The organism is Allobosea sp. GW822-FHT05A11 (assembly GCF_058800455.1).
This window is the reverse complement of sequence record NZ_JBXAMI010000002.1, coordinates 154,740-173,365: the sequence shown is the minus strand read 5'-3', so window position 1 is coordinate 173,365 and position 18,626 is coordinate 154,740. Positions and strand designations below refer to the sequence as shown.

At 64.2% G+C, this 18,626-nt stretch carries 17 protein-coding genes; 4 read left to right on the top strand and 13 right to left on the bottom strand.

Going from position 1 to position 18,626, the window contains the following annotated elements; all coding sequences use genetic code 11:
- Positions 1 to 11 precede the first annotated feature (11 nt).
- The 3 genes from AC1RLU_RS06195 to otnK all read right to left on the bottom strand — a co-directional run bounded on the left by AC1RLU_RS06195 (position 12) and on the right by otnK (position 2,287).
- Entirely contained in the window at positions 12 to 275 is a 264-nt protein-coding gene (locus tag AC1RLU_RS06195; RefSeq protein ID WP_492794505.1) for a hypothetical protein, read from the bottom strand.
- Positions 276 to 359: 84 nt separating this feature from the next.
- Positions 360 to 1,022, bottom strand: coding sequence for a class II aldolase/adducin family protein (locus AC1RLU_RS06190; RefSeq protein WP_492794504.1), 663 nt, complete (start codon positions 1,020 to 1,022; stop codon positions 360 to 362).
- Complete coding sequence (otnK, locus tag AC1RLU_RS06185; protein WP_492794502.1) at positions 1,019 to 2,287, bottom strand: 3-oxo-tetronate kinase; 1,269 nt, start codon at positions 2,285 to 2,287, stop codon at positions 1,019 to 1,021. The genes AC1RLU_RS06190 and otnK overlap by 4 nt, the downstream gene beginning before the upstream one ends.
- Before the next feature lie 89 nt (positions 2,288 to 2,376).
- On the opposite strand from otnK, the gene AC1RLU_RS06180 reads away from it, so the two are divergent.
- The gene (locus tag AC1RLU_RS06180; RefSeq protein ID WP_492794500.1) at positions 2,377 to 3,243 is read left to right on the top strand and encodes a transketolase; all 867 of its coding nucleotides are present in this window, start codon (positions 2,377 to 2,379) and stop codon (positions 3,241 to 3,243) included.
- Positions 3,240 to 4,232 (top strand): transketolase family protein, encoded by a 993-nt coding sequence (locus AC1RLU_RS06175; protein ID WP_492794499.1) that lies wholly within the window; start codon positions 3,240 to 3,242, stop codon positions 4,230 to 4,232. The genes AC1RLU_RS06180 and AC1RLU_RS06175 overlap by 4 nt, the downstream gene beginning before the upstream one ends.
- Here AC1RLU_RS06175 and AC1RLU_RS06170 read toward each other — a convergent pair.
- Positions 4,205 to 4,960, bottom strand: coding sequence for a GntR family transcriptional regulator (locus AC1RLU_RS06170; protein ID WP_492794497.1), 756 nt, complete (start codon positions 4,958 to 4,960; stop codon positions 4,205 to 4,207). The two genes, AC1RLU_RS06175 and AC1RLU_RS06170, sit on opposite strands and share 28 nt — an antisense overlap.
- Positions 4,961 to 5,617: 657 nt before the next feature.
- On the opposite strand from AC1RLU_RS06170, the gene AC1RLU_RS06165 reads away from it, so the two are divergent.
- Positions 5,618 to 7,291: an FAD-dependent oxidoreductase gene (locus tag AC1RLU_RS06165; protein ID WP_492794495.1), complete on the top strand. Its 1,674-nt coding sequence runs from the start codon at positions 5,618 to 5,620 to the stop codon at positions 7,289 to 7,291.
- Between the two features lie 177 nt (positions 7,292 to 7,468).
- A complete protein-coding gene (locus tag AC1RLU_RS06160) occupies positions 7,469 to 8,110 on the top strand; it encodes a VOC family protein (protein ID WP_492794494.1) in 642 nt (213 codons plus the stop codon).
- A gap of 150 nt (positions 8,111 to 8,260) precedes the next feature.
- On the opposite strand, the gene AC1RLU_RS06155 is transcribed toward AC1RLU_RS06160, so the two are convergent.
- The 9 genes from AC1RLU_RS06155 to AC1RLU_RS06115 all read right to left on the bottom strand — a co-directional run bounded on the left by AC1RLU_RS06155 (position 8,261) and on the right by AC1RLU_RS06115 (position 18,553).
- Positions 8,261 to 9,862 (bottom strand): FAD-dependent oxidoreductase, encoded by a 1,602-nt coding sequence (locus tag AC1RLU_RS06155; protein WP_492794492.1) that lies wholly within the window; start codon positions 9,860 to 9,862, stop codon positions 8,261 to 8,263.
- Positions 9,863 to 9,971: 109 nt separating this feature from the next.
- Positions 9,972 to 10,760: an ABC transporter permease gene (locus tag AC1RLU_RS06150; RefSeq protein ID WP_492794491.1), complete on the bottom strand. Its 789-nt coding sequence runs from the start codon at positions 10,758 to 10,760 to the stop codon at positions 9,972 to 9,974.
- Entirely contained in the window at positions 10,757 to 11,680 is a 924-nt protein-coding gene (locus AC1RLU_RS06145; RefSeq protein WP_492794489.1) for an ABC transporter permease, read from the bottom strand. The genes AC1RLU_RS06150 and AC1RLU_RS06145 overlap by 4 nt, the downstream gene beginning before the upstream one ends.
- Positions 11,667 to 12,767 carry an ABC transporter ATP-binding protein gene (locus AC1RLU_RS06140; protein WP_492794488.1) on the bottom strand — a complete coding sequence of 367 codons (1,101 nt, stop codon included), beginning with the start codon at positions 12,765 to 12,767 and terminating at the stop codon, positions 11,667 to 11,669. Before AC1RLU_RS06140 ends, AC1RLU_RS06145 begins: the two co-directional genes overlap by 14 nt.
- Before the next feature lie 69 nt (positions 12,768 to 12,836).
- Positions 12,837 to 13,892, bottom strand: a complete 1,056-nt coding sequence (locus tag AC1RLU_RS06135; RefSeq protein ID WP_492794487.1) for an ABC transporter substrate-binding protein — start codon at positions 13,890 to 13,892, stop codon at positions 12,837 to 12,839.
- A 94-nt stretch (positions 13,893 to 13,986) separates the two neighbouring features.
- Positions 13,987 to 15,156 (bottom strand): TauD/TfdA family dioxygenase, encoded by a 1,170-nt coding sequence (locus tag AC1RLU_RS06130; protein WP_492794486.1) that lies wholly within the window; start codon positions 15,154 to 15,156, stop codon positions 13,987 to 13,989.
- Positions 15,157 to 15,501: 345 nt separating this feature from the next.
- Positions 15,502 to 16,722 carry an aminotransferase class III-fold pyridoxal phosphate-dependent enzyme gene (locus AC1RLU_RS06125; RefSeq protein WP_492795229.1) on the bottom strand — a complete coding sequence of 407 codons (1,221 nt, stop codon included), beginning with the start codon at positions 16,720 to 16,722 and terminating at the stop codon, positions 15,502 to 15,504.
- A 161-nt stretch (positions 16,723 to 16,883) separates the two neighbouring features.
- Positions 16,884 to 18,161: an NAD(P)/FAD-dependent oxidoreductase gene (locus AC1RLU_RS06120; RefSeq protein ID WP_492794485.1), complete on the bottom strand. Its 1,278-nt coding sequence runs from the start codon at positions 18,159 to 18,161 to the stop codon at positions 16,884 to 16,886.
- A 47-nt stretch (positions 18,162 to 18,208) separates the two neighbouring features.
- The gene (locus AC1RLU_RS06115) at positions 18,209 to 18,553 is read right to left on the bottom strand and encodes a RidA family protein (RefSeq protein ID WP_492794483.1); all 345 of its coding nucleotides are present in this window, start codon (positions 18,551 to 18,553) and stop codon (positions 18,209 to 18,211) included.
- Positions 18,554 to 18,626 lie beyond the last annotated feature (73 nt).

Here is an 18,626-nt window from a genome sequence, read left to right as displayed (position 1 = left end):
CTTACCATTTCTCAGTCGATGATGCCGCTAAGGATGATAGTGAAGTTCACCTCGGTCATCATCAATTGGGCCGCGAGTGCGGCCGGAATCCGCTGCGGCGCGTAGGATTGGCTCAAGCTGAGCCGCCCCTTTCCAAAATCGAGCGCGGCCTCGACGACGCGCCGGCAATCGGCCTTGCTCGCGACATCGCCGGGGACAAAATGCGCGCCGGAGTGGGCGGCCGCCAGCGTCTGGCCCGCTTCGCGATCGCGCTCTGTGAAGATCACGTCGCGCACCGCCAGCCACTCGACGCGGGCCTGGCCGATGCCGTGTGTTCCGCCAGTACGATGATGATGCCCGCATCCCCGTCGGGAAACAATTCAGACGCTGGGGAGCCGGCCGCGGCCGTATTCGGCATAGCGGCCGAGCACGATATCCATTTCCTGCGCCGTCAGCGCGACGATGTCGCCGACCTGCCTCGCGAGGAGGTACTGGCGCGCCAGCATCTCGAGCTTCACCGTGCGGGCGAAGGCCTGCTGCAGCGTGTGGGCCTGGCAGACCATGCCGTGATTGGCCATCAGGCAGGCGTTGAAGCGCGTGCCGAGCGTGTCGACCACGCCGTCCGCGAGCGCCTGCGTGCCGAAAGGGGCATAGGGCGCGCACGGCACCTCGTGGCCGCCGAAGGAGGCGACCATGTAATGGAAGGGCGGCATCGGCTTGCGCAGGCAGGAGAGCGCGACGCAGGCATCGGGATGGGCATGGATCACCGCCTCGCCGAGGCCGGCCGCATAGATGCCGCCATGGATCGCCCATTCGCTCGACGGGATGCCGTGGGACAGCGCTGTGCCATCGAAGCCCGCCAGCACGAAATCCTCCGGCTTGACCGTGGCGCCGTCTGCGCCGGTCGGGCTGATCAGCATGTGCTCTCCGAAGCGGACGCTGATATTGCCGGCGTTGCCGATGCTCAGGCCCGCTTCCTCGATCGCCCGGTAGATCCGGCAGAGCTCGGCGCGTGCCTCGTGCTCCTTAGCGGCGGCGGTCATGCCCGTTCTCCCTGTTCCATGCTCGCGAGCATCGGCAGCAGCATGTCCTCCGGCCCGAGCTTTCCCGATTTGAGGCAGAAGGCCAGGGGGACGGGCCCATCCGCCAGCGCCTGCGAGATGCCCGGGGCGCGATAGGCGCCGACCTGCAGCGAGGTGATGCCGAGCCTTTCGAGCACCGCGCCAGAGGTCTCGCCGCCGCAGATCAGGAAGCGCGCCACGCCGACCCGGCGGAGCGCTTCCGCCAGCCGCGACAACACCTCCTCCGCCAGCGACGCCGCCTGCCGCTGGCCGAGCCGGGCTTGCGCCGCGGCCACGGCCTCCGGTCCGGCGGAGGTCGCGATCGCGACCGGCCCTTCGGAGAGGCGCGGCGCAGCCCAGTTGAGGGCCGCGGCGACGTGCCTGTCCGCATCGCCCTCGACGAGGTCGAGCATCAGAACGGGACGCTGCTCGCCGAAGATCTCGAGCTGCCGGCGGGTGCGATCGGCGCAACTCCCGGCCAGCACTACCCCCGGACCCGGAACCGGCGCCAGGCGCGGGGCGTGCAGCCGCGGATCGACCAGGGCGCGCTCGCGCCACAGCGCCGGATAATAGGCAGCGATCGAGGAATTGCCGGTCATCAGCGGCCAGTCGACGGTCAGCGCGGCCAGGGACGCGAGATCCTCCGGCACGGCGGCATCGGCCAGCGCGAAGCCGATGCCGGCGGCGACCAGCCGCTGGCAGTGCGCCGTCATCGCATCGAGCCCGGCGCGGACAATTTGCTGCGGGATCAGCCCGACCCTGGTCGGCGTCTGCGCCTGCAGCACGCGCACCAGGTCGGGATCGGTCATCGGCGTCAGCGGATCATGGCGCTTCGGCGATTCCGAGATCAGGCGATCGTCGGCGAAGAGGTGGCCCTGGAAGACCCGGCGCCCGGCTTCCGGAAAGGACGGGCAGAAGGCGGCGAGCGCGCCGCCGGTCAGTTCCCGCAGGACGTCGGCGCAGTTGCCGATATTGCCCGCCGGCGTCGAATCGAAGGTCGCGCAGTATTTGAAGAAGAGCTGGCGCGTGCCGCGGTCGCGCAGCCACTCTCCGATACGCCGGACATCGGCGACAGCCAGGGCGGGGTCGGCGACGCGCGTGCGCCGCCCGATGACGATGGCGGGCTCTTCGAGGCGCTCGGGGGGCGCGGTGGCGAAGGCGCAGGGCACCCCGGCCCCGACGATCATCGCCGCCAGTTCGAGGCCGCCAGTCAGATCGTCGGCGACCGCACCGAATACGAGGCTCATTGCGCCTTCCTCCTTGGACGTAATTTGAATATATCATATACTCATACTCGTCCATGGCCCTAGCGAGCCGGACGTGAAGGGAGATTTCGATGCCCAACAGTGGAGCGGCCGAGCGGCAACCGGCGCGGCGCCTGCGTGATCCCGTCGAGCTCGCCGAAGTCGCGCGGCGCCTGCGGCGCAAGGTGATCGACCTCGTCGCGCCGACTGGGCAGGGCTATGTCCAGCAGGGGCTGGGCGCGGCCGACCTCTTCGCCGTGCTCTACTTCGCCGAGCTGCGGCTGGACCCGGCCGACCCCGACTGGGTCTCGCGCGACCGCCTGCTGCTCTCGACGGCGCACAACACCGCGATCTTCTACGCGACCTTGGCCGAGCGCGGCCTCGTGCCCGCCGAAGCGATCGCCGATTACTGCAAGGACGGCTCGCCCTTCGAGGTCAACGCTTCGGAGCGTGTCGGCGCCGTGATCGAGGCGACCTGCGGCTCGCTGGGGCAAGGGCTGTCGGTCGGCATCGGCATGGCGCTCGCGGCGCGGCGGCGCGGCGATGCCGCGAGGGTCTATGTCGTGCTCGGCGACGGCGAGTTGCAGGAAGGGCAGGTCTGGGAGGCGGCCCTGCTGGCCGGCAGCCTCGGCCTCGACAATCTCTGCCTGCTGATCGACGATAACCGCATGCAGGTCGAGGGCCATGTCGACGCGGTGGTGAAGCTCGAGCCCATCGCCGGCAAGTTCGGCAGCTTCGGCTGGGCGCAGGAGATCGTCGACGGGCACGACATCCCCGCGCTGCTCGGCGCGCTAGACCGGGCGCGGATGACGGCTGGGCGACCGAGCTGCCTCGTCGTGCGCACGCTGCCGGGCAAGGGCGTGCCGGCGCTGGAAGGCATCCTGGCGCATAACCTGAAGCTTCCCGAGGAGGTCGCGGCGATGGCGCGCGAGGCTCTCGCGACGGAGAACCGGCCATGACGCCTGCCGCACCACCGACATTGACCGTCGATGACTTCAACCAGCGCGGCGCCGGGGCCGCGCCGGCGCGCAAGTTCTACGGCGAGACCCTACTCGGCCTCGCCCGGCGGGACCCGCGCATCGTCTGCCTGACCGCCGATCTAACGGTGTCGACCGAGACCGACCTGTTCCGCGACGCATTGCCCGCCCGCTTCCACCAGACCGGCATCGCCGAGGCGAACATGATCGGGCTCGCGGGCGGCATGGCCCGCAGCGGCGAGATCCCGTTCGTGCACTCCTTCTGCGTCTTCGCGACCCGGCGCTGCTACGACCAGATCGCGATGCAGGTCGCCTATCCGAATCTTCCCGTGAAGATCGTCGGCCTGATCCCGGGGCTGACGACGATGCTGGGCGTCTCGCATCAGGCGATCGACGACGTCGCGCTGATGCGGGCTCTGCCGAACATGACGGTGATCGAGCCGAGCGGCCCGGCCGCCGTCCCCGCCGCGGTGCGGGCGGCGCTCGCCCATGACGGCCCGGTCTATCTGCGCCTGAAGCGCGCGGAGGGCACCGAGGCCGGCATCGTCGCGGAGGAGGGCACCCTGCCGCTCGGCCGCATGCGCCTGCTGCGCCAGCCTGGCGAAGGCCTGCTGCTGGCCTGCGGGGCGATGGTCGAGGCGTCGCTCGCCGCGGCGGAGATCCTGGCGGCCGAGGGTATCGTCGTCGGCGTCGCCGACGTGCCCACGCTGAAGCCGCTCGATCCCGAGATCGCGCGGCTCGCCGGCGGCCTCCGCGCGGTCGTCACCGCCGAGAACCACTCGATAGTCGGCGGACTGGGTAGCGCCGTCGCCGAGCTCCTGATGGAGGCCGGGGTGCGGACCGGCTTCGCCCGCATCGGTGTGCGCGACGTCTTCGCCGAGGGCGGTACGACGCCCTATCTGTTCGAGCGCTACGGGCTGACGGCGGTGGCGATCGCGCAGGCCTATCGCGATGCGCGGGGGCGCGGCTGACGCGGGGCGGCGTCGCGCGCCAGGTTGCGGGTGTCGCCACCGGATTCCAGCAACTGCACCAGCTTGAGCCCACCCTGCCGCATATCTGTCTGCACGGCGTCCCGCACGCCGGCACCGTCGCGGGCGCGGAGGCGTTCGAGGATGTGCAGATGCTCGTGCGGCCCGGGATAGGTCGGCGCCGCATGCGGATAATGGTAGTTGAGCAACGGGCCGTTGCGCATCCAGATGTCGTCGAGGATCGCCAGGAGCTCGGGCATCTCGGCCGCCTCGTAGAGCCGGTGGTGGAAGCGCCAGTTGGCCCGGACGGCGTCGGACCAGCGCTTCTCGGCTTCGGCCGCGACGAGTTCCTGATGCAGCGCCGCCATCTGCGCGATGCCCTCGTCGCTGATCTTCGGCGTGGCGTTTTCCGCCGCCAGCCCCTCCAGAAAAAGGCGGATCGTCCTGAGCTCGAGATACTGGGCGAGCGACATATGCGCGACGATGATCGAGCGCCCGTCGATCAGCTCAAGCGCCCGGGCGCGGACGAGCTGCATCAGCGCTTCGCGGATCGGCGTCTCGGAGACGTGCATCGAGGCCGCGAGCTCGCGAATCTTGAAGCGATGGCCCGGCCAGAAACGGCCCTCCATCAGCGCGACCCGCAGATTGTTGTAGACGATGCGCGTCAGGCTGTCCCGCGCCACAGGCTCGATCGCTCCGCTCTGCAGAAAATGATTGTCGGCGTTCGTCACGCTGCTTCCTCTGAGGACGGTGTCGGCCAAAGCTCACCCTTAAATCAAACGACCCGGCCTCGGAACGCAAACGCCAGGATATTCCTCATCCTGCTACATCGGCGATGGTCACTGCCATTTCATTGAAATATCATATAGCAAAACATGATTGACGTCAAACTCATAGCACATAACCGATTACCTGATTCGACGCGACCGATGTCGTAATCGGCCTCGAGAACGATGGTGCGGTTGCTTGCGAAGATTGTTCGCTACAACTTCGCTGCCTTTGGCCGGCCACGGCCGCCTAGCAGGTTCACGACGGCAGTCGGCGCGGGCCTGTCAATCCTGGCTCCTATATTCTGAGCGGGCAACGTGGCGTCACCTCGGCTGATCGACACGGGGGAACACCAAGGCGAGCAAATGGCGGAGTTGCGCCGGTAGCTCGTTTCGGTTGGACGAAGCAGGTTCGCGGGAAAGCCCTGCTGGTGGGCGCAAAAACAGCTTGACTCACGCGGTCGAAACTGTGGGATATGATATATCGAATATCATCAAACGACAACTGGGAGATGGAGTTCGCGCAGCGTGCGGCCGTCTCTCGAAGCGCAGCGGTTAGTTCCGTCCTTAGCCGAGCCGGTCGCTTACCGGCGCGGTTCCATTGCCTCTTGAGTGACGAGCATGTCCCGAGCCCAGCCGAAAACATTCGCTCCTGCAGACAACTCCACAATCTCATGTGACGTGGCCGTGGTCGGCTCCGGCGCTGCGGCATTGGCCTCGGCCCTCCGGCTCGCGGTTGCGGGGCGCTCCGTCGTCGTGCTGGAGAAGGCGGCGACGATCGGCGGCACCAGCGCGATGTCGGGCGGGATGACCTGGGTTCCGGCGAACCATCTCGCGGCCCAGGCCGGCCTCGAAGACAGCGTATCCGAAGCCTTTGAATATGTGCGTGCCGCCGCTCCGGCGGGCTGGCTCGACACGGAAGGGGAGCTACTTCGCCAGCAGATCGAGAACGGCCCGAAGATGCTCGCTTTCATCGAGGAAAACTCGCCTCTGCGCTTCAGTATCGCGGACGTTCCCGATCCGATGATGGATCTTCCGGGAGCGAAAAAACGGGGGAGACTGTTAAGTCCCGAACCGATCAATCGCCACATCCTGGGCAAGTACGCGTACCATATCAGGAAGAGCACGCTCCCGCTCAACCTGACATACGGCGAATCCCAGAAGGCCAATATTCTGAGGACGCCCTTCAAAGGCGGAATCCGTTTCGGCGCGAGGATGTTGCGCCGCTATCTCAAGGGAGACGTTTCCCGGGGGATTGCCATTATCGTCGGCCTACTGAAGGGCTGCCTCGACCATGGATGCCGGATCGAGACCTCCTGCCGTGCCAAAAAGCTGATCACCGATGAAAACGACACGGTCGTCGGTGTGGAATGCGAGCAGGACGGTCGCATTCTGCGTGTTCACGCCAGAAATGGTGTTGTTCTGGCGACGGGCGGCTTTGAATGGGATAGCGACATGCTCGCCAGGTATTTCCCGGTCGAGATCGATTACCGCAGCAGCCCGAGAACAAATACCGGCGATGGGCAGAAGATGGCCCAGGAATTGGGAGCTGCCTTCGCCCATATGGACCAAGTCAACGTGATGATCCAGCCGCCGATCAAGTACGAAGGTGCGCTGCACGGCCTCCCGCTGGTCATACATATGGATGCCGACGCGATCATCGTCGATCGTACCGGCCGGCGGTTCATCAACGAGTACGGTTTCGCAATCAACGAGCGGGTCATCGAACTGGACCCTCGAACCGGGAAGCCGAAGCATCTGCCGGCGTGGATTATCACGCACTGGCCCATGGTGAAGCGCACGCTGTTGATCAACTGGTACCGCCGTTACGACAAGAACTGGCTCGTGAAGGCTTCAAGTCTGAAAGAATTGGCCGAGAGAATTGGCGTCGATTCACAAAATCTCGAGACAACCGTCCAGCGCTTCAATCTGATGGCGGGGAGGGGAAAAGACACTGAATTTCACCGCGGCGAAGATCAGTATGGGCAGGCGGTCGCCAAGAAGTACGGGCTGATGGCCAAGATAGATTCGCCGCCCTATGTCGCCATCCGCTATAAACCGTCGATCTTGGGAACCAAGGGAGGGGTCAGGACCAATGAGCGGGGACAGGCTCTCCGCTCGGACGGAAGCGTGATCGCAGGACTGTACTGTGCGGGCAATGTGATGGCCAATCCGGTGGGAACCCGCACTCCAAGCCAGGTTGGAACAACGATCGGACCCTACATGACCTGGGGTTATATTTGTGCGACGAGTATCCTTTCGGACAACAGGTCGGATTTGGGTGCGGGTTTTTGAAAATAATACTTTTCTAGAAAGCTTAAAACTAACGTAGAGCGGAAACATACTGCGCCGATCGGCTGTCGGAAATAGACGGCGCCTGCCGTTTCTATACGGGAATTCGACCTTCCCGGAGCAACGTCTTGAGCCGTGGGCGGTCCATCATTCACATCACATCAGGCCTTGGAGAAAGCGATGGAAACGAAGATCGATCACGTTATCTGGGCTGGCCCCTCGCTGGACGATGCAGTTGCCGAATTCACAAAGTTGAGTGGTGTTTCTCCGGCGTTCGACGGAGATCATCATGAGAAAGGATTCCGCAATGCTCTCGCCGCGCTGGGATCGGAGCTCGGCTATGGCGTTTATCTGGCCATCGATGGGGCGCTGCCCGATCAGACGGGCAATTACGGCGCGTATCTGTCCACGCTCCGGGTTCCCACGATGCATCGTTTCGCAGTCCAAACGAGCGATATCCGGGAAGTTCAGAAAATTCTGTCGAGCCGCGGCATCGAAACAAAGCAGAAGCGGGGATCAAGGCGGCATTCCAGCGGCCGGCTGACGGAGTGGACTTACCTCGAATTCCCTCTTGCTCCGACGCGATGGAGCGTCGACATGCCTGTCTTCAAGCAATGGGACGAAGACCTGCATCCATCCGACGATGCGCCGGGCGGATGCACTCTCCTGAGCTTCACTGTGCATCATCCAGAGGCCGATCGTGTGAGGGCCTTCTTCAAGGAAATCAACCTGCTCGTTCCGGTTGAGCAGGGCGACCGGAAGATCACCGCGAGAATGCGAGGACAATTCGGGGAATTCGACCTGCCGTCCGGGCAAGCCTAAAGCATTTTCGAGCGGAGCGATTGCCAACTCTCGCACGGGATCAAGCAGAAATCTGGAGCAGCTCTGCGACCCAGATATCTGCTGATCCTTTATAGTTTGGTATCAAGCACAATTGACTTTGCAGCCCTGTTCCGCGCCGATCCGGAACTCCTATGCACTTTGGTGCGAAGGCGGCCGCTTCCCCTCAACCGGGCGAGAGGATTTCGGCGTGTACAGATAGAGGTGGCGCAGGTTGTTTCGATAGGCCTGGATCTCCCTTTCGACCCTGGCGTCGTCCCAGCCCATGATATCGGCGACGGAGGCCGCGGCATCCCGCGCCGCCTCATGGCCCAGATCGCGCGACCAGCCGACGCGCACCCGCCGGAACAGGAGGTCGATCAGGGTTTCAGGAGCTTCATGCTCGGCCGCGTAGCGAAGATCGGCAATGGAGACGTCTGGAATTGCCGGATCGAGAAGGGGGGAGTTCGTCTCCGCCGGGAATCGGCGCGGCGGGAAAACCAGATCCTTTTTGGCACACGACGGTCGCAGCAGGCGCTTCACCGCCTTGCAGGTTTCGGCGCCGGCGGCGCGGTGAGTGGTCAAGGGACCGCCCGTCAGGGCGAAGACACCCGGCAAGCCGTCGTTAGACAGATCGTGCAGAACACGCGAGCGAGCGCCTTTCGGCGCGCTGGACCTGTTGGTTAGCGGCCTTACGCCGGCCCATGCATAGACGACGTCCTGGCGCTTCAGGCCGAGGCCGGGAAAGACATGGCGCGCCTCTTCGAGAAGCCATTCCAGATCCGTTTCTTCGGGCTTGATATCGTCGAGATCGCCTTCGTAAAGGGTCTCGCTCGGCCCGACATAATGGAAATCATCCCAGGGAATCGCGAGGAACGGCTCTTCCTCGCGGCTCATGGCCGCCACCAGCCTGCCCCGGCAATCGGCCGGGAGCTGGACGACCATGTAGACGCCTTTGGTGCCCGTCACTTTTCGCGTAGCCTTGTCCGAGGCCAGCTTGTTCACGGAATCGATCCATGGCCCGGCCATGTTGAGGACGATTTTCGCGGAAACCTGAACGGTTTCGCCGGAACCAGCAATTTCGTCCCTCAGTCCGAGGCGCCAGCCCGTCTGGCCATCGCGCGTCATGGAAACGACTCGCGTATAGTTCCGGATGACGGCCCCGATGTCGCGTGCGTTGAAGACGGTGTCGACAACGATGCGTTCGGGCCAATTGAACTGGAACGAGTCGAAGCGCGTCACGCCGAGCAGCTTGTCGGCCTCGCGCAGGTCCCGGATCAGCGGCATGGCCGAGGCTTCTTCGCGCCCGTATCTCTTGTAGGCGAGATCGACGCCGCCGGTACCGAGAGCCTTGAGCAGCAGCGCGGCCAGATCATACTGCCAGGGTCGGTATTTGTCGCCCCAATAGATCGGGTAATAGGTCAGATGGTTGTTGAGCCTCTCGGGCGTCTTGAGCGCCATATTGGCTCGGTCGGACAGAGCGCCTTTCGCCATCTTGCAGGAATCGATGAACTGGCGCGGGTTCGAAAGGAACGCCCAGGGCGACTTGCCATAGGCGAGATAGCGCATGCCATTGCCGATGAGACGGCCCGAGCGGCTGCTGGTCGCGGCGCCGAAATCCGTTTTGTCGACGAGCAGGACGGAATATCCCGCCGCCGCCAGATGCTGGGCCGCGCTCGCCCCATTGGCCCCCGCCCCGATCACGGCGACGTCGAACATTCGTCCCGAAAGGCTGGATAACGGCGATCTGGCCATCGTTTTCTCCTTGGAGCAGCACAGGGATTTAGAACGGTTCCCATGCCGAGGTTCGCGAGGAAATCCCGCCACTCTCTGGCGCATGCCCACTGGGCAGTTCCGCGATGTTTTAGCTTCCGCGTCGCAGGAAGCGGTCCATGCTGACGAAGCGTGCCGTCCCCAGCAGGGCGACGAGCGTGATGATGACGAGGCTGGATGATATCGCCGTCAGCGCCGGATCGGACGGCGACCACTCTAATGCCGTGTAGATCTGCACGGGTAAGGTCACCATCGTCGAAGTCGACAGGAACAGCGAGACCTCCAGGCTGCCGAAGGAGATCATGAAGGCGAACCCCCAGCCCGCGACCAGACTCCAGGAAATCAGCGGCGTGGTGATGCGCAGGAAGGCTTGAAACGGCGAGGCGCCGAGGCTGCGTGCCGCGCGTTCCAAAGTGCCGTCATTGGATGCGAGTCCGACGAGGATCATCGAGATCGCGAAGGGCGTCGCGATCATGACATGTCCGGCAAGCAGAGAAAGCGGCGTTCCGCTGAGACCGTAGAAAGAATACATCACGAGAAACGCCAACCCGAGAAACACGGACGGCAACATCGCAGGCGTCATGATCAGCAAATAGACGAAGCGGTTGAACGGCGTCTTGTAGCGATGCAGCGCGATGGCGACCGGCAGGGCGATCGCGGTGGCCAACGTCGCCGCCAAAGCGCCGATGATGAGACTGAGGCCGAGCGCGATCGTCGATTCCCGCTGATGGAAGATCTCGAGATACCAGCGCAGCGTCAGGCCCTTCGGCGGAAAGGTCACGTAGTTGGACGCAGTCAGGGATCCGATCGTTATCGCCAGGATCGGGGCCAGAATGAAGACGAGGAAGAGCAGCACGTAGATGCGAAGGACGATCTTCATGGCCGTGCGCCTTCTTCTTGCCGGATCAACGCCGGGACTTCGGCCGATCGCAGGCGGCGGCGCCACTGGCGGAACTGACCTAAGGCGCTGGCGAGACCCAAGACCCCCGTCGTGGCGATTAGCAGCAGCACCGCCATACTCGCCGAGCGGGGCCAGTCGATCAGCCCCACGGCCTGCTGATAAATAAGGAACGACACGAATTTCAGCCTCGGTCCGCCCAGCACGACCGGCGTCGCATAGGCGCTCATGCTGAGCGAGAAGACCAGAAGGCAGCCTGTCCGGACGCCGGGCAGGGTTTGCGGAAAGACGATACGAAGGAAGGCCGTTGCTGGGCTCGCTCCCAGGCTGCGCGCTGCACGTACATGGTTGGGATCGATGCTTTGCAACGAGGCGGAGATCGCAATGACCATGAAGGCGATCAGAACATTGACGAGGCCGATGACGATCGCGGTCTCCGTCTGCAACAGCCGGATCGGCGCATCGATCAAGCCGACGCTCGACAAGGCATTGTTCACGATGCCGGTCTGCCCGAGGAGGATCAGCCAGCCGTAAGACGTCACCGTCACGCTCGTCATCAGCGGCAGCAGCAGGACGACGAACAGGAACGACTGATGCCACCCGCGCGCCTGCACGACGTAGAGCGCGATCGGATAGCCCAGGACAGCGCAGGCGATCGTGGTCAGGATGCTCAGCCTCAACGTGCGCCAGACGATCTGAAGGAAGAATTCGTCCGTTATGAGCTGTCGATAGGTCTCCAGCTGGAATGCCGTGACACTGTTGGTCTTCAAATCGAAGATGGAGGCGCTGATGCGGATAAGGTTCAGGATCGGCAGCGCGTAAAATATCCCGAATGCGAGCAGAGGCAGCGTGACCAGCAAGGCCCAGTTACTGTAGCGACGACGGATCTCAATGGACGACATGGGCGGAGTCTTTCGGCACCACGAACGCGTCGGCCTGTTTCCACTCGACGGAGACGGGCGAGCCCCGTTCGACTGGGGCCATGGGCCCGCTCTGCCAGGCGGTCAGAACCTGCGAGCCGACCCGTGCGCGCCATTCGGTCCGGTGACCGAGAAACATCACGTCGTCCAGCGTGCCTGTCACTCGGTTGATGCTGGCTTCTGCAGAAGCAGGTTTTCCCGCTTCGCTGATCGTCAGCGTTTCCGGACGAAGGATGAGGTGAACATCCGCGTTCAGCTGCACGGCGGCATTCGGCCTTGCCAGGATATCGCCGATGCCGGACACATCGAGAGCGATGCCTTCGGTATCGCTCCGGCGCGCGACGGCATTGAGCACATTGGACTCTCCGACGAAACGGGCGACGAAGAGATTGGTCGGCTCGCAGTAGACCTCCTTCGTCGTCCCGATCTGCTCGATCCGGCCGGCGCGCATCACGGCGACCCGATCGGCGATCGCCATCGCTTCTTCCTGATCATGCGTTACCATGACCGTCGCAATTTTCAGCGGCCGCAGGAGCTGGAGCAGTTCCGTGCGCATCTCGATGCGCAGCCTGGCGTCGAGATTACTGAAGGGCTCGTCGAGCAGCAGGAGCCTCGGTCGTATGGCGATGGCGCGGGCGAAGGCGATACGCTGCTGTTCGCCGCCCGACAGCTCCTTGGGAGACCGCTGCGCCTTGTGAGAGAGACGGACGAGACGCAGAGCATCGGCGACACGCTCCTGAATTTCTGCTGCCGGCAGCCGGCGCATGCGCAAGCCGAACGCCACGTTCTCGAAAATCGTCATATGCGGGAACAGCGCATAGTTCTGGAACATGATGCCGATGTTCCGCTTCTCGGGGGGTAGGGGGGCGATAGCTTCCCCCTGCACATGAATCGTTCCAGCGTCGGCGTTCAGGAAGCCGGCTATCACTTGCAAGGTGGTCGTCTTGCCGCAGCCGGAGGGACCGAGAAGGCAGATCCGCTCCCCCTCGGCTGCAGAAAACGAAACCTTGTCCAATACCCTCAGCGCCCCGAAGCTGTGCTCCAGGCGGTCGACTTGCAAATACGGCATTGAGTATCCTGCAAAGAGAGGTCTTGAAGGCGCACGAACGGCGGACCTGCGCCCACCGATATATCGCGGTTAGCGTTCGATCTCCCGGTTCCAACGCTCGGTCCAGGCGGGCCGCTGCTTATTGAGCGCCGTCCAATCCAGCTTGAGCAGTTTGGATGTTATGGCGTCCCCATAAACGATGCCGTCGGCCAGTTCGGGCGTCAGCTTGACTTTGCTGTTGACCGGACCGACGCGGGATTCCCGCACCAGGATCGCCTGTACCTCCTCGCTAATGAGATAGTTTATCAACAATTCGGCGTTCCTTTGGTTGGGGCTGTCCTTGACCAAGCTGAGCATGGGCATGACGATCGGCGCACCCTCTTGCGGATAAACAAATTCAAGCTGGAAGCCGGTGCGTTTGACGAAACGGGCAGTCTCGCCATTGGTCCAGACGCTGACGGCCGCCTCGCCTTGCTGGAGTTGCTTACTCATGTCGCCGCCGGCACCGAAGGCCATGACGTTCTTGGCGAGCTCCTTCATCTTGGCGAAGCCCGGCTCGGCGTTCTCGATCGTGCCGCCATTGGTCAACGACAGCATCGCAAGCGTGAAAAGGCCCGGCGTCGCGCCGATCGACGACATGCCGATAAGCCCCTTGAACCGCGGATCGACTAAGTCGTTCCAGGACTTCGGTGGTGCGATTCCGGCTTTTTTCAGGGCGTCCGGAACATAGGTGATGCCCATGGCGAGCAGGCCATAGCCGACGCCGCTGTCCTCCGTGCCGCGCGCGCTCGGGATCGTGTCGGCGTAATTCGGCACCGCGTCGGCTTTGATGGGCCTCAGGAGACCGAGTTCGCGAGCCACGGATTGCGGGCCGTCATCCATGCAGGCGACGTCAAATTCGGGCTTTGCCCGCTGGGCCTGCATCTGCGAAATGAAATGGGTCGAGACGCCAGGGATGTAGCGCACCTTGACGTTATACTTCTGCTCGAAGGCAGGCAGGATGAGGCGTTGATAGTTCTGCTGCACTGCGCCACCGAAACAGGCGAAGACCACGTCCCCCTCGGCGCGAGCCCCTGTTGCGCTCAGACCCAGTGACAGCAGGGCTGCGACTGGTGCGATCTGCTTGAGCCAGCTGTTCTTCTTCATGGCGATCCCCTGTTGATTGCGGCTTGATGCCGGGTCCTTATGCGTGTCAATCCGATTTTTAGGCATAGCCTTCGCGCTAAAGGTTTCCTCGCTTTCAGCCAGCGCGTGTCGCGGTTTCGACGAACTGCTTCATGCTGAGGTTTTCGTAGGGCTTCATCCGGGCAGGCTTTGCCCCCGCACCCTTGATCGCATTCAGTTCAGACTGTTTGGCCGCCACGAAATTGGACGGCAGTTCCAGGCTCGGAACGCGATTGGCCATCCAGCGCCGCGCGGTCGCGAAGTCGATCACGACCTGTCGGTGCGGGCGGCCCGGCCATTCCGGAACTTCGAGCCACAGCCGGAGCATGTAGCGGCGGCGGGCAATCTCGTCGTTGTCCTCATAGCCTAGCCGACCATGTAGCAGGGCCCGGTTGTTCACATATTGGATATCACCTTCGTCAATACTCATATCGAGATAGAATTCTTCGGAGTTCGCGATCCGCTGGAACTCGTCATAAGCCTCGATCTGAAGGTCGCTGAGCTCGGAATCGCCGAACTCGATGGCACGCCTGATGTCGCCGCCATTCAGGTTGCAGAAGAATTCGCCCTCGTGCTGCGCGAAGACCTGAACGGGATGCTGGCTCGTCGGCCCGGTGCCGGCGTGCAGTGCATCCTTCTCCGTCTTGCGGTAGGTGAAGCCGGCATAGAAGACCTTGGCGAGTTCGGGTCGGGTGTCGACCAGGGCGTTGTGGACGGCGACTGCGCTGACGACGCGGCTTTGGCCTCCGCTTTTAGCGCTCTGCAGGCACATCAGACCGACGATGTCGCAAGCCGTGCCGTCCGTATGGAAGCCTTGGCGACCGCCAGCCTGGTAGCCCCGCACTGTCGCATCGGCGTCACTGACGTCGATCACGCTGCCGAGCAATTCGCCATGATAAGATTGTGGAACAGCCTTGCCGAGATGCGTTCCCAGAGCAAAGTAGATCTTGCTGATTTGGTCCGCTGTGTAACGCTCCCGTGGCAGCCCGCGCAGCAATACCAGGCCGGGTCCGAAACGTAGATCGTATTTGAGCGCCGCCATCCAAGATCCGACGGTCGGAAGCGGAAAGGTGTCCGGCGAAATCTCGAGCAGATCGGTTCGGTTCTTCTGCTCGAAGACGGCGAGCCCCGCATCTATTTCGTCGATCTGCGCCTTGTCGAGGACGCGCAACGCTCGCGCCTTGAAGTCGAAGTCGCTGCCTTTCCAGGCTGCGGCGATTCTCAGAGGATGAGGAGAGGCTGTCATAACGTCTTCCTTGCTCCAAAGATGATATATCATACATACAATAACCGGACGTGCAATTGCCTTAAAGTGCGATCCGAAGGTGGTGCGCTTCGGCACGGCGGGCGGCACATCCGGCCCAGGCGGGAGTGTCGCCAGACCCATACCCGGCTCACATATGGGCGGCCGCCGCGGCCGGTCGGCGTCGGCTTCAACAGATAGGTCTTGGCCGCCCTCACGCCGGCGGGCGGCCTCGGGTGAGCCCGATGAGACAGTCGCGGCGGCGCCGCCGGATCGCCGAGGATGAAGAGGATGCGGGTCTTGCCGGTGATCCGCGTCATGTCCTTTTGCTTTCCGAACGGGCTGCGTTCAGGCCACGGCTTGCCGGGCCGCGGCTACGGTCGCGAGCGCGGCCTCGGCCGCCGCCAGCGCCTCGTCGATCTCCGCTTCGCCATGGGCGGCCGAGAGGAACATGTTGTGGCGCGGGTGGAAGTAGACGCCATGCGCCAGCGCCGTCTGGCAGAACAGCGTGCCCTTGGCGAAATCGGCATCGTCCTCGAACAGGATGAGCGGCATCTGGACCGGCCCGCTCTGCCGCAGCCGGACACCGTGGCGGGCGGCCGAGGCGTCGATCCCGTCGCGCAGCCTTCTCCCTATCGCCTCCAGATGCTCGACGACGCCGCCCCGGCGCATGACGCCGAGCGTCGCGACGCCGGCCGCCATCGGCACGGCGCCGCACCAGAAGGAGCCCGTGACGAAGACCTGCGAGGCTGCCCTCCGCAGCCAGTCGCGGCCGGTGACGGCGGCGAGAGGATAGCCGTTGGCGATGGCCTTGCTCCAGGCGGCGAGATCGGGCCTGACGCCGAGGTGCTCCCAGCTTCCGGCGAGCGCCAGCCGGAAGCCGGCGCGCACCTCGTCGAGGATCAGCGCCGCCCCCGCCGCGTCGCAGATCGAGCGCGCGGCGCGGGCGAAGGCCTGCGTGGGTAGTTCTTGGTCGCGCCCGAGATCGTGGCGATAGGCCGAGACGAGGATGCCGGCGAGGTCGTCTCCCGCCTCGGCGGCGGCGGCCCGCAGGCTCTCGACGTCGTTGAAGTCGTAATAGAGGATATGGGCGCGGTCCTCGCTCGTGATGCCGATCAACGAGGGCGAGCACCATGGCACCGCCCCGTGATAGGCGCCGCTCGCGACGAGCAGCTTGCGGCGTTCGGTGCCGGCACGGGCGATGGTGACGCAGGTCGTCGTCGCGTCCGTGCCGTTCTTCTGGAACTGCGCCCAGTCGGCATGGCCGATCGTCTCGACGAGGAGCTCGGCGAGCTCCACCATGACCTCCGCCGGCCCGTTCATGCAGTCGCCGAGACGGGCCTGCCGCTCCGCCGCGGCTTCGACCTCCGGATGATGATGGCCGAGAAGGTTGGGGCCCCAGCTGCACATGAAGTCGAGATAGGAGCGGCCATCGACGTCCCAGAGGCGGCAGCCCGCCGCACGCGCGAAATATTGCGGGTAGCCCTCCGGCAATTTGTCGGCATGCAGGTGCCCCCACATGCCGCCTGGTATGACCTCCAGGGCGCGGTTGCGGAGTTTCCGGTCGATCGAATTGGCCAGCACGCATCGGCTCCCATGCTCATTGGATATATCATATAACTAAAGACCGCAGGGCGCGCTAGTCGGAATCCGAAAAGGAGAACCGGATCCGCTGGAATTCGGCGGGATCCGCGCGGCTCACGGGGCCGCCGGACCGCGATGGGCCCGCGTCAGGCCCGGGACCTCGCCGCTCCGAAGCGCTGGATGGAAAAGGGCGTGAGATCGAAGGGCGGCGCGCGCCCCAGCATGAGGTCGGCGATTGCGCGGCCGGTCGGCGCCGAGCCGATCAGCCCCATATGGCCGTGCCCGAAGGCGAACTGGAGGTTGCGAAGGGCAGGGCTCGGTCCGATCACGGGCAGGCTGTCGGGCAGGCAGGGCCGGTGCCCCATCCACTCCGTATATTCGCTTTCGCCGAGCCCCCGCACCAGCGAGCGGCCAAGGCGCAGAAACGCTTTGGCGCGCCGATAATCGGGGGCGGCGGCGAGCCCGGCGAACTCGACCGAACCGCCGATGCGCAGGCCCATGGCCATCGGGGTGATGGCCACCTTCCTGTCGATTACCAGGCACATATGGTGAAGCCTGACGCCGGGATCGGCGATCGTCACATGATAGCCGCGCTGGGTTTCCAGCGGGACGCGATGGCCGAGGCTTCCGGCCAGATCGCGCGACCAGGCGCCGGAAGCAACGATCACCGCTCCGGCCGCCAAATCCCCGCGATCCGTTCGGACTCCTGTCATCCGGTCACCGTCGCGGATGAAGCCGCTGACCTGTGCCTGGACGAAACGGCCGCCCTCGGCTAGGACCTTGTCGGCGAGCCCGCGGGTCAATCGATAGGGATCGCGGCAATAGCCGTTGCCCGGTATGCGCAGGCCCACCTGCGCGGCGGGCGAGAGGGCTGGCTCCAGCTCCCGGATCTCGTCAGGCCCGATCTCGGAGAACTGGTGGCCGGTCGAAGCCCAGATCGCCCGCGACAGCGTGCTCTTGTCGTAGCTCTGCCGCGAGGCCCAGAGATAGAGCTGGCCCGGCACCTCGATCAGATCGTCGAGGCCTGCCCAGCGCACCAGCGGCATCAGGCTGGGGACGCAGTGCGAGTTGAGCGAGTCGAGCGCCCGCGCATTGTGCCAGACCCGGTCGAGCAGCGACTGCCTCCAGAACTTCCACAACCATGGCGTCGCCGTCGGAAGATAGGACGGGCGGATATGCAGCGGTCCTTCGCTGTCGCCGATCCAGCTCACCACCTCCTTGAGGATGCCGGGCAGGCTGAGCGGCGTCGCCGCGAGGGTCTGGATGCCGCCGAGATTGCCGAACGACGTCGCTTCCCCGGGGCCCAGCCTGTCGACGAGCAGGACCGGCACACCTTCCCGCACCAGATATGCGGCGCAGCAGACGCCGACGATGCCGGCGCCGACGATGACGACGGGCTTGTCGGAGGTGATATCGCTGGTCATAGCGGCCGGACTCGCTCGTCGCACGGATGGACTCTGGGGCGCGGGTGCTATTTGGCAGCCGTCGCGGTGATCTCGATCAGGACGCCGGGGCCGAGATCCGCGATGCCGATAGTGGCACGGGCGGGCAGGTGGTCGGCGGCGAGCCAGGCCTTCCAGGCCTCGTTCATCTCCGGCCGCTGATTGAGGTCGGTCACGAAGATCGTTGCGGAAAGCAGCTTGTCCTTATGCGTGCCGGCCTCGGCGAGGACGGCATCGATCTTCTGCGTGATCTGCTCGGTCTGACCGCGCATGCCGAGGCTGAGATCGGTTGCGATCAAGCCCCCGACATGCACCACGCCGGCGTGCTCGACGCTTTTGTGTCCGATCGACATCGGTCCCTTGCGAATGATCATGTCCTGTCTCTCCGTTGTCCGAGTGCAGATAAGAAATATGATATATCGATCATGATGTAAACGCCGCCCGACT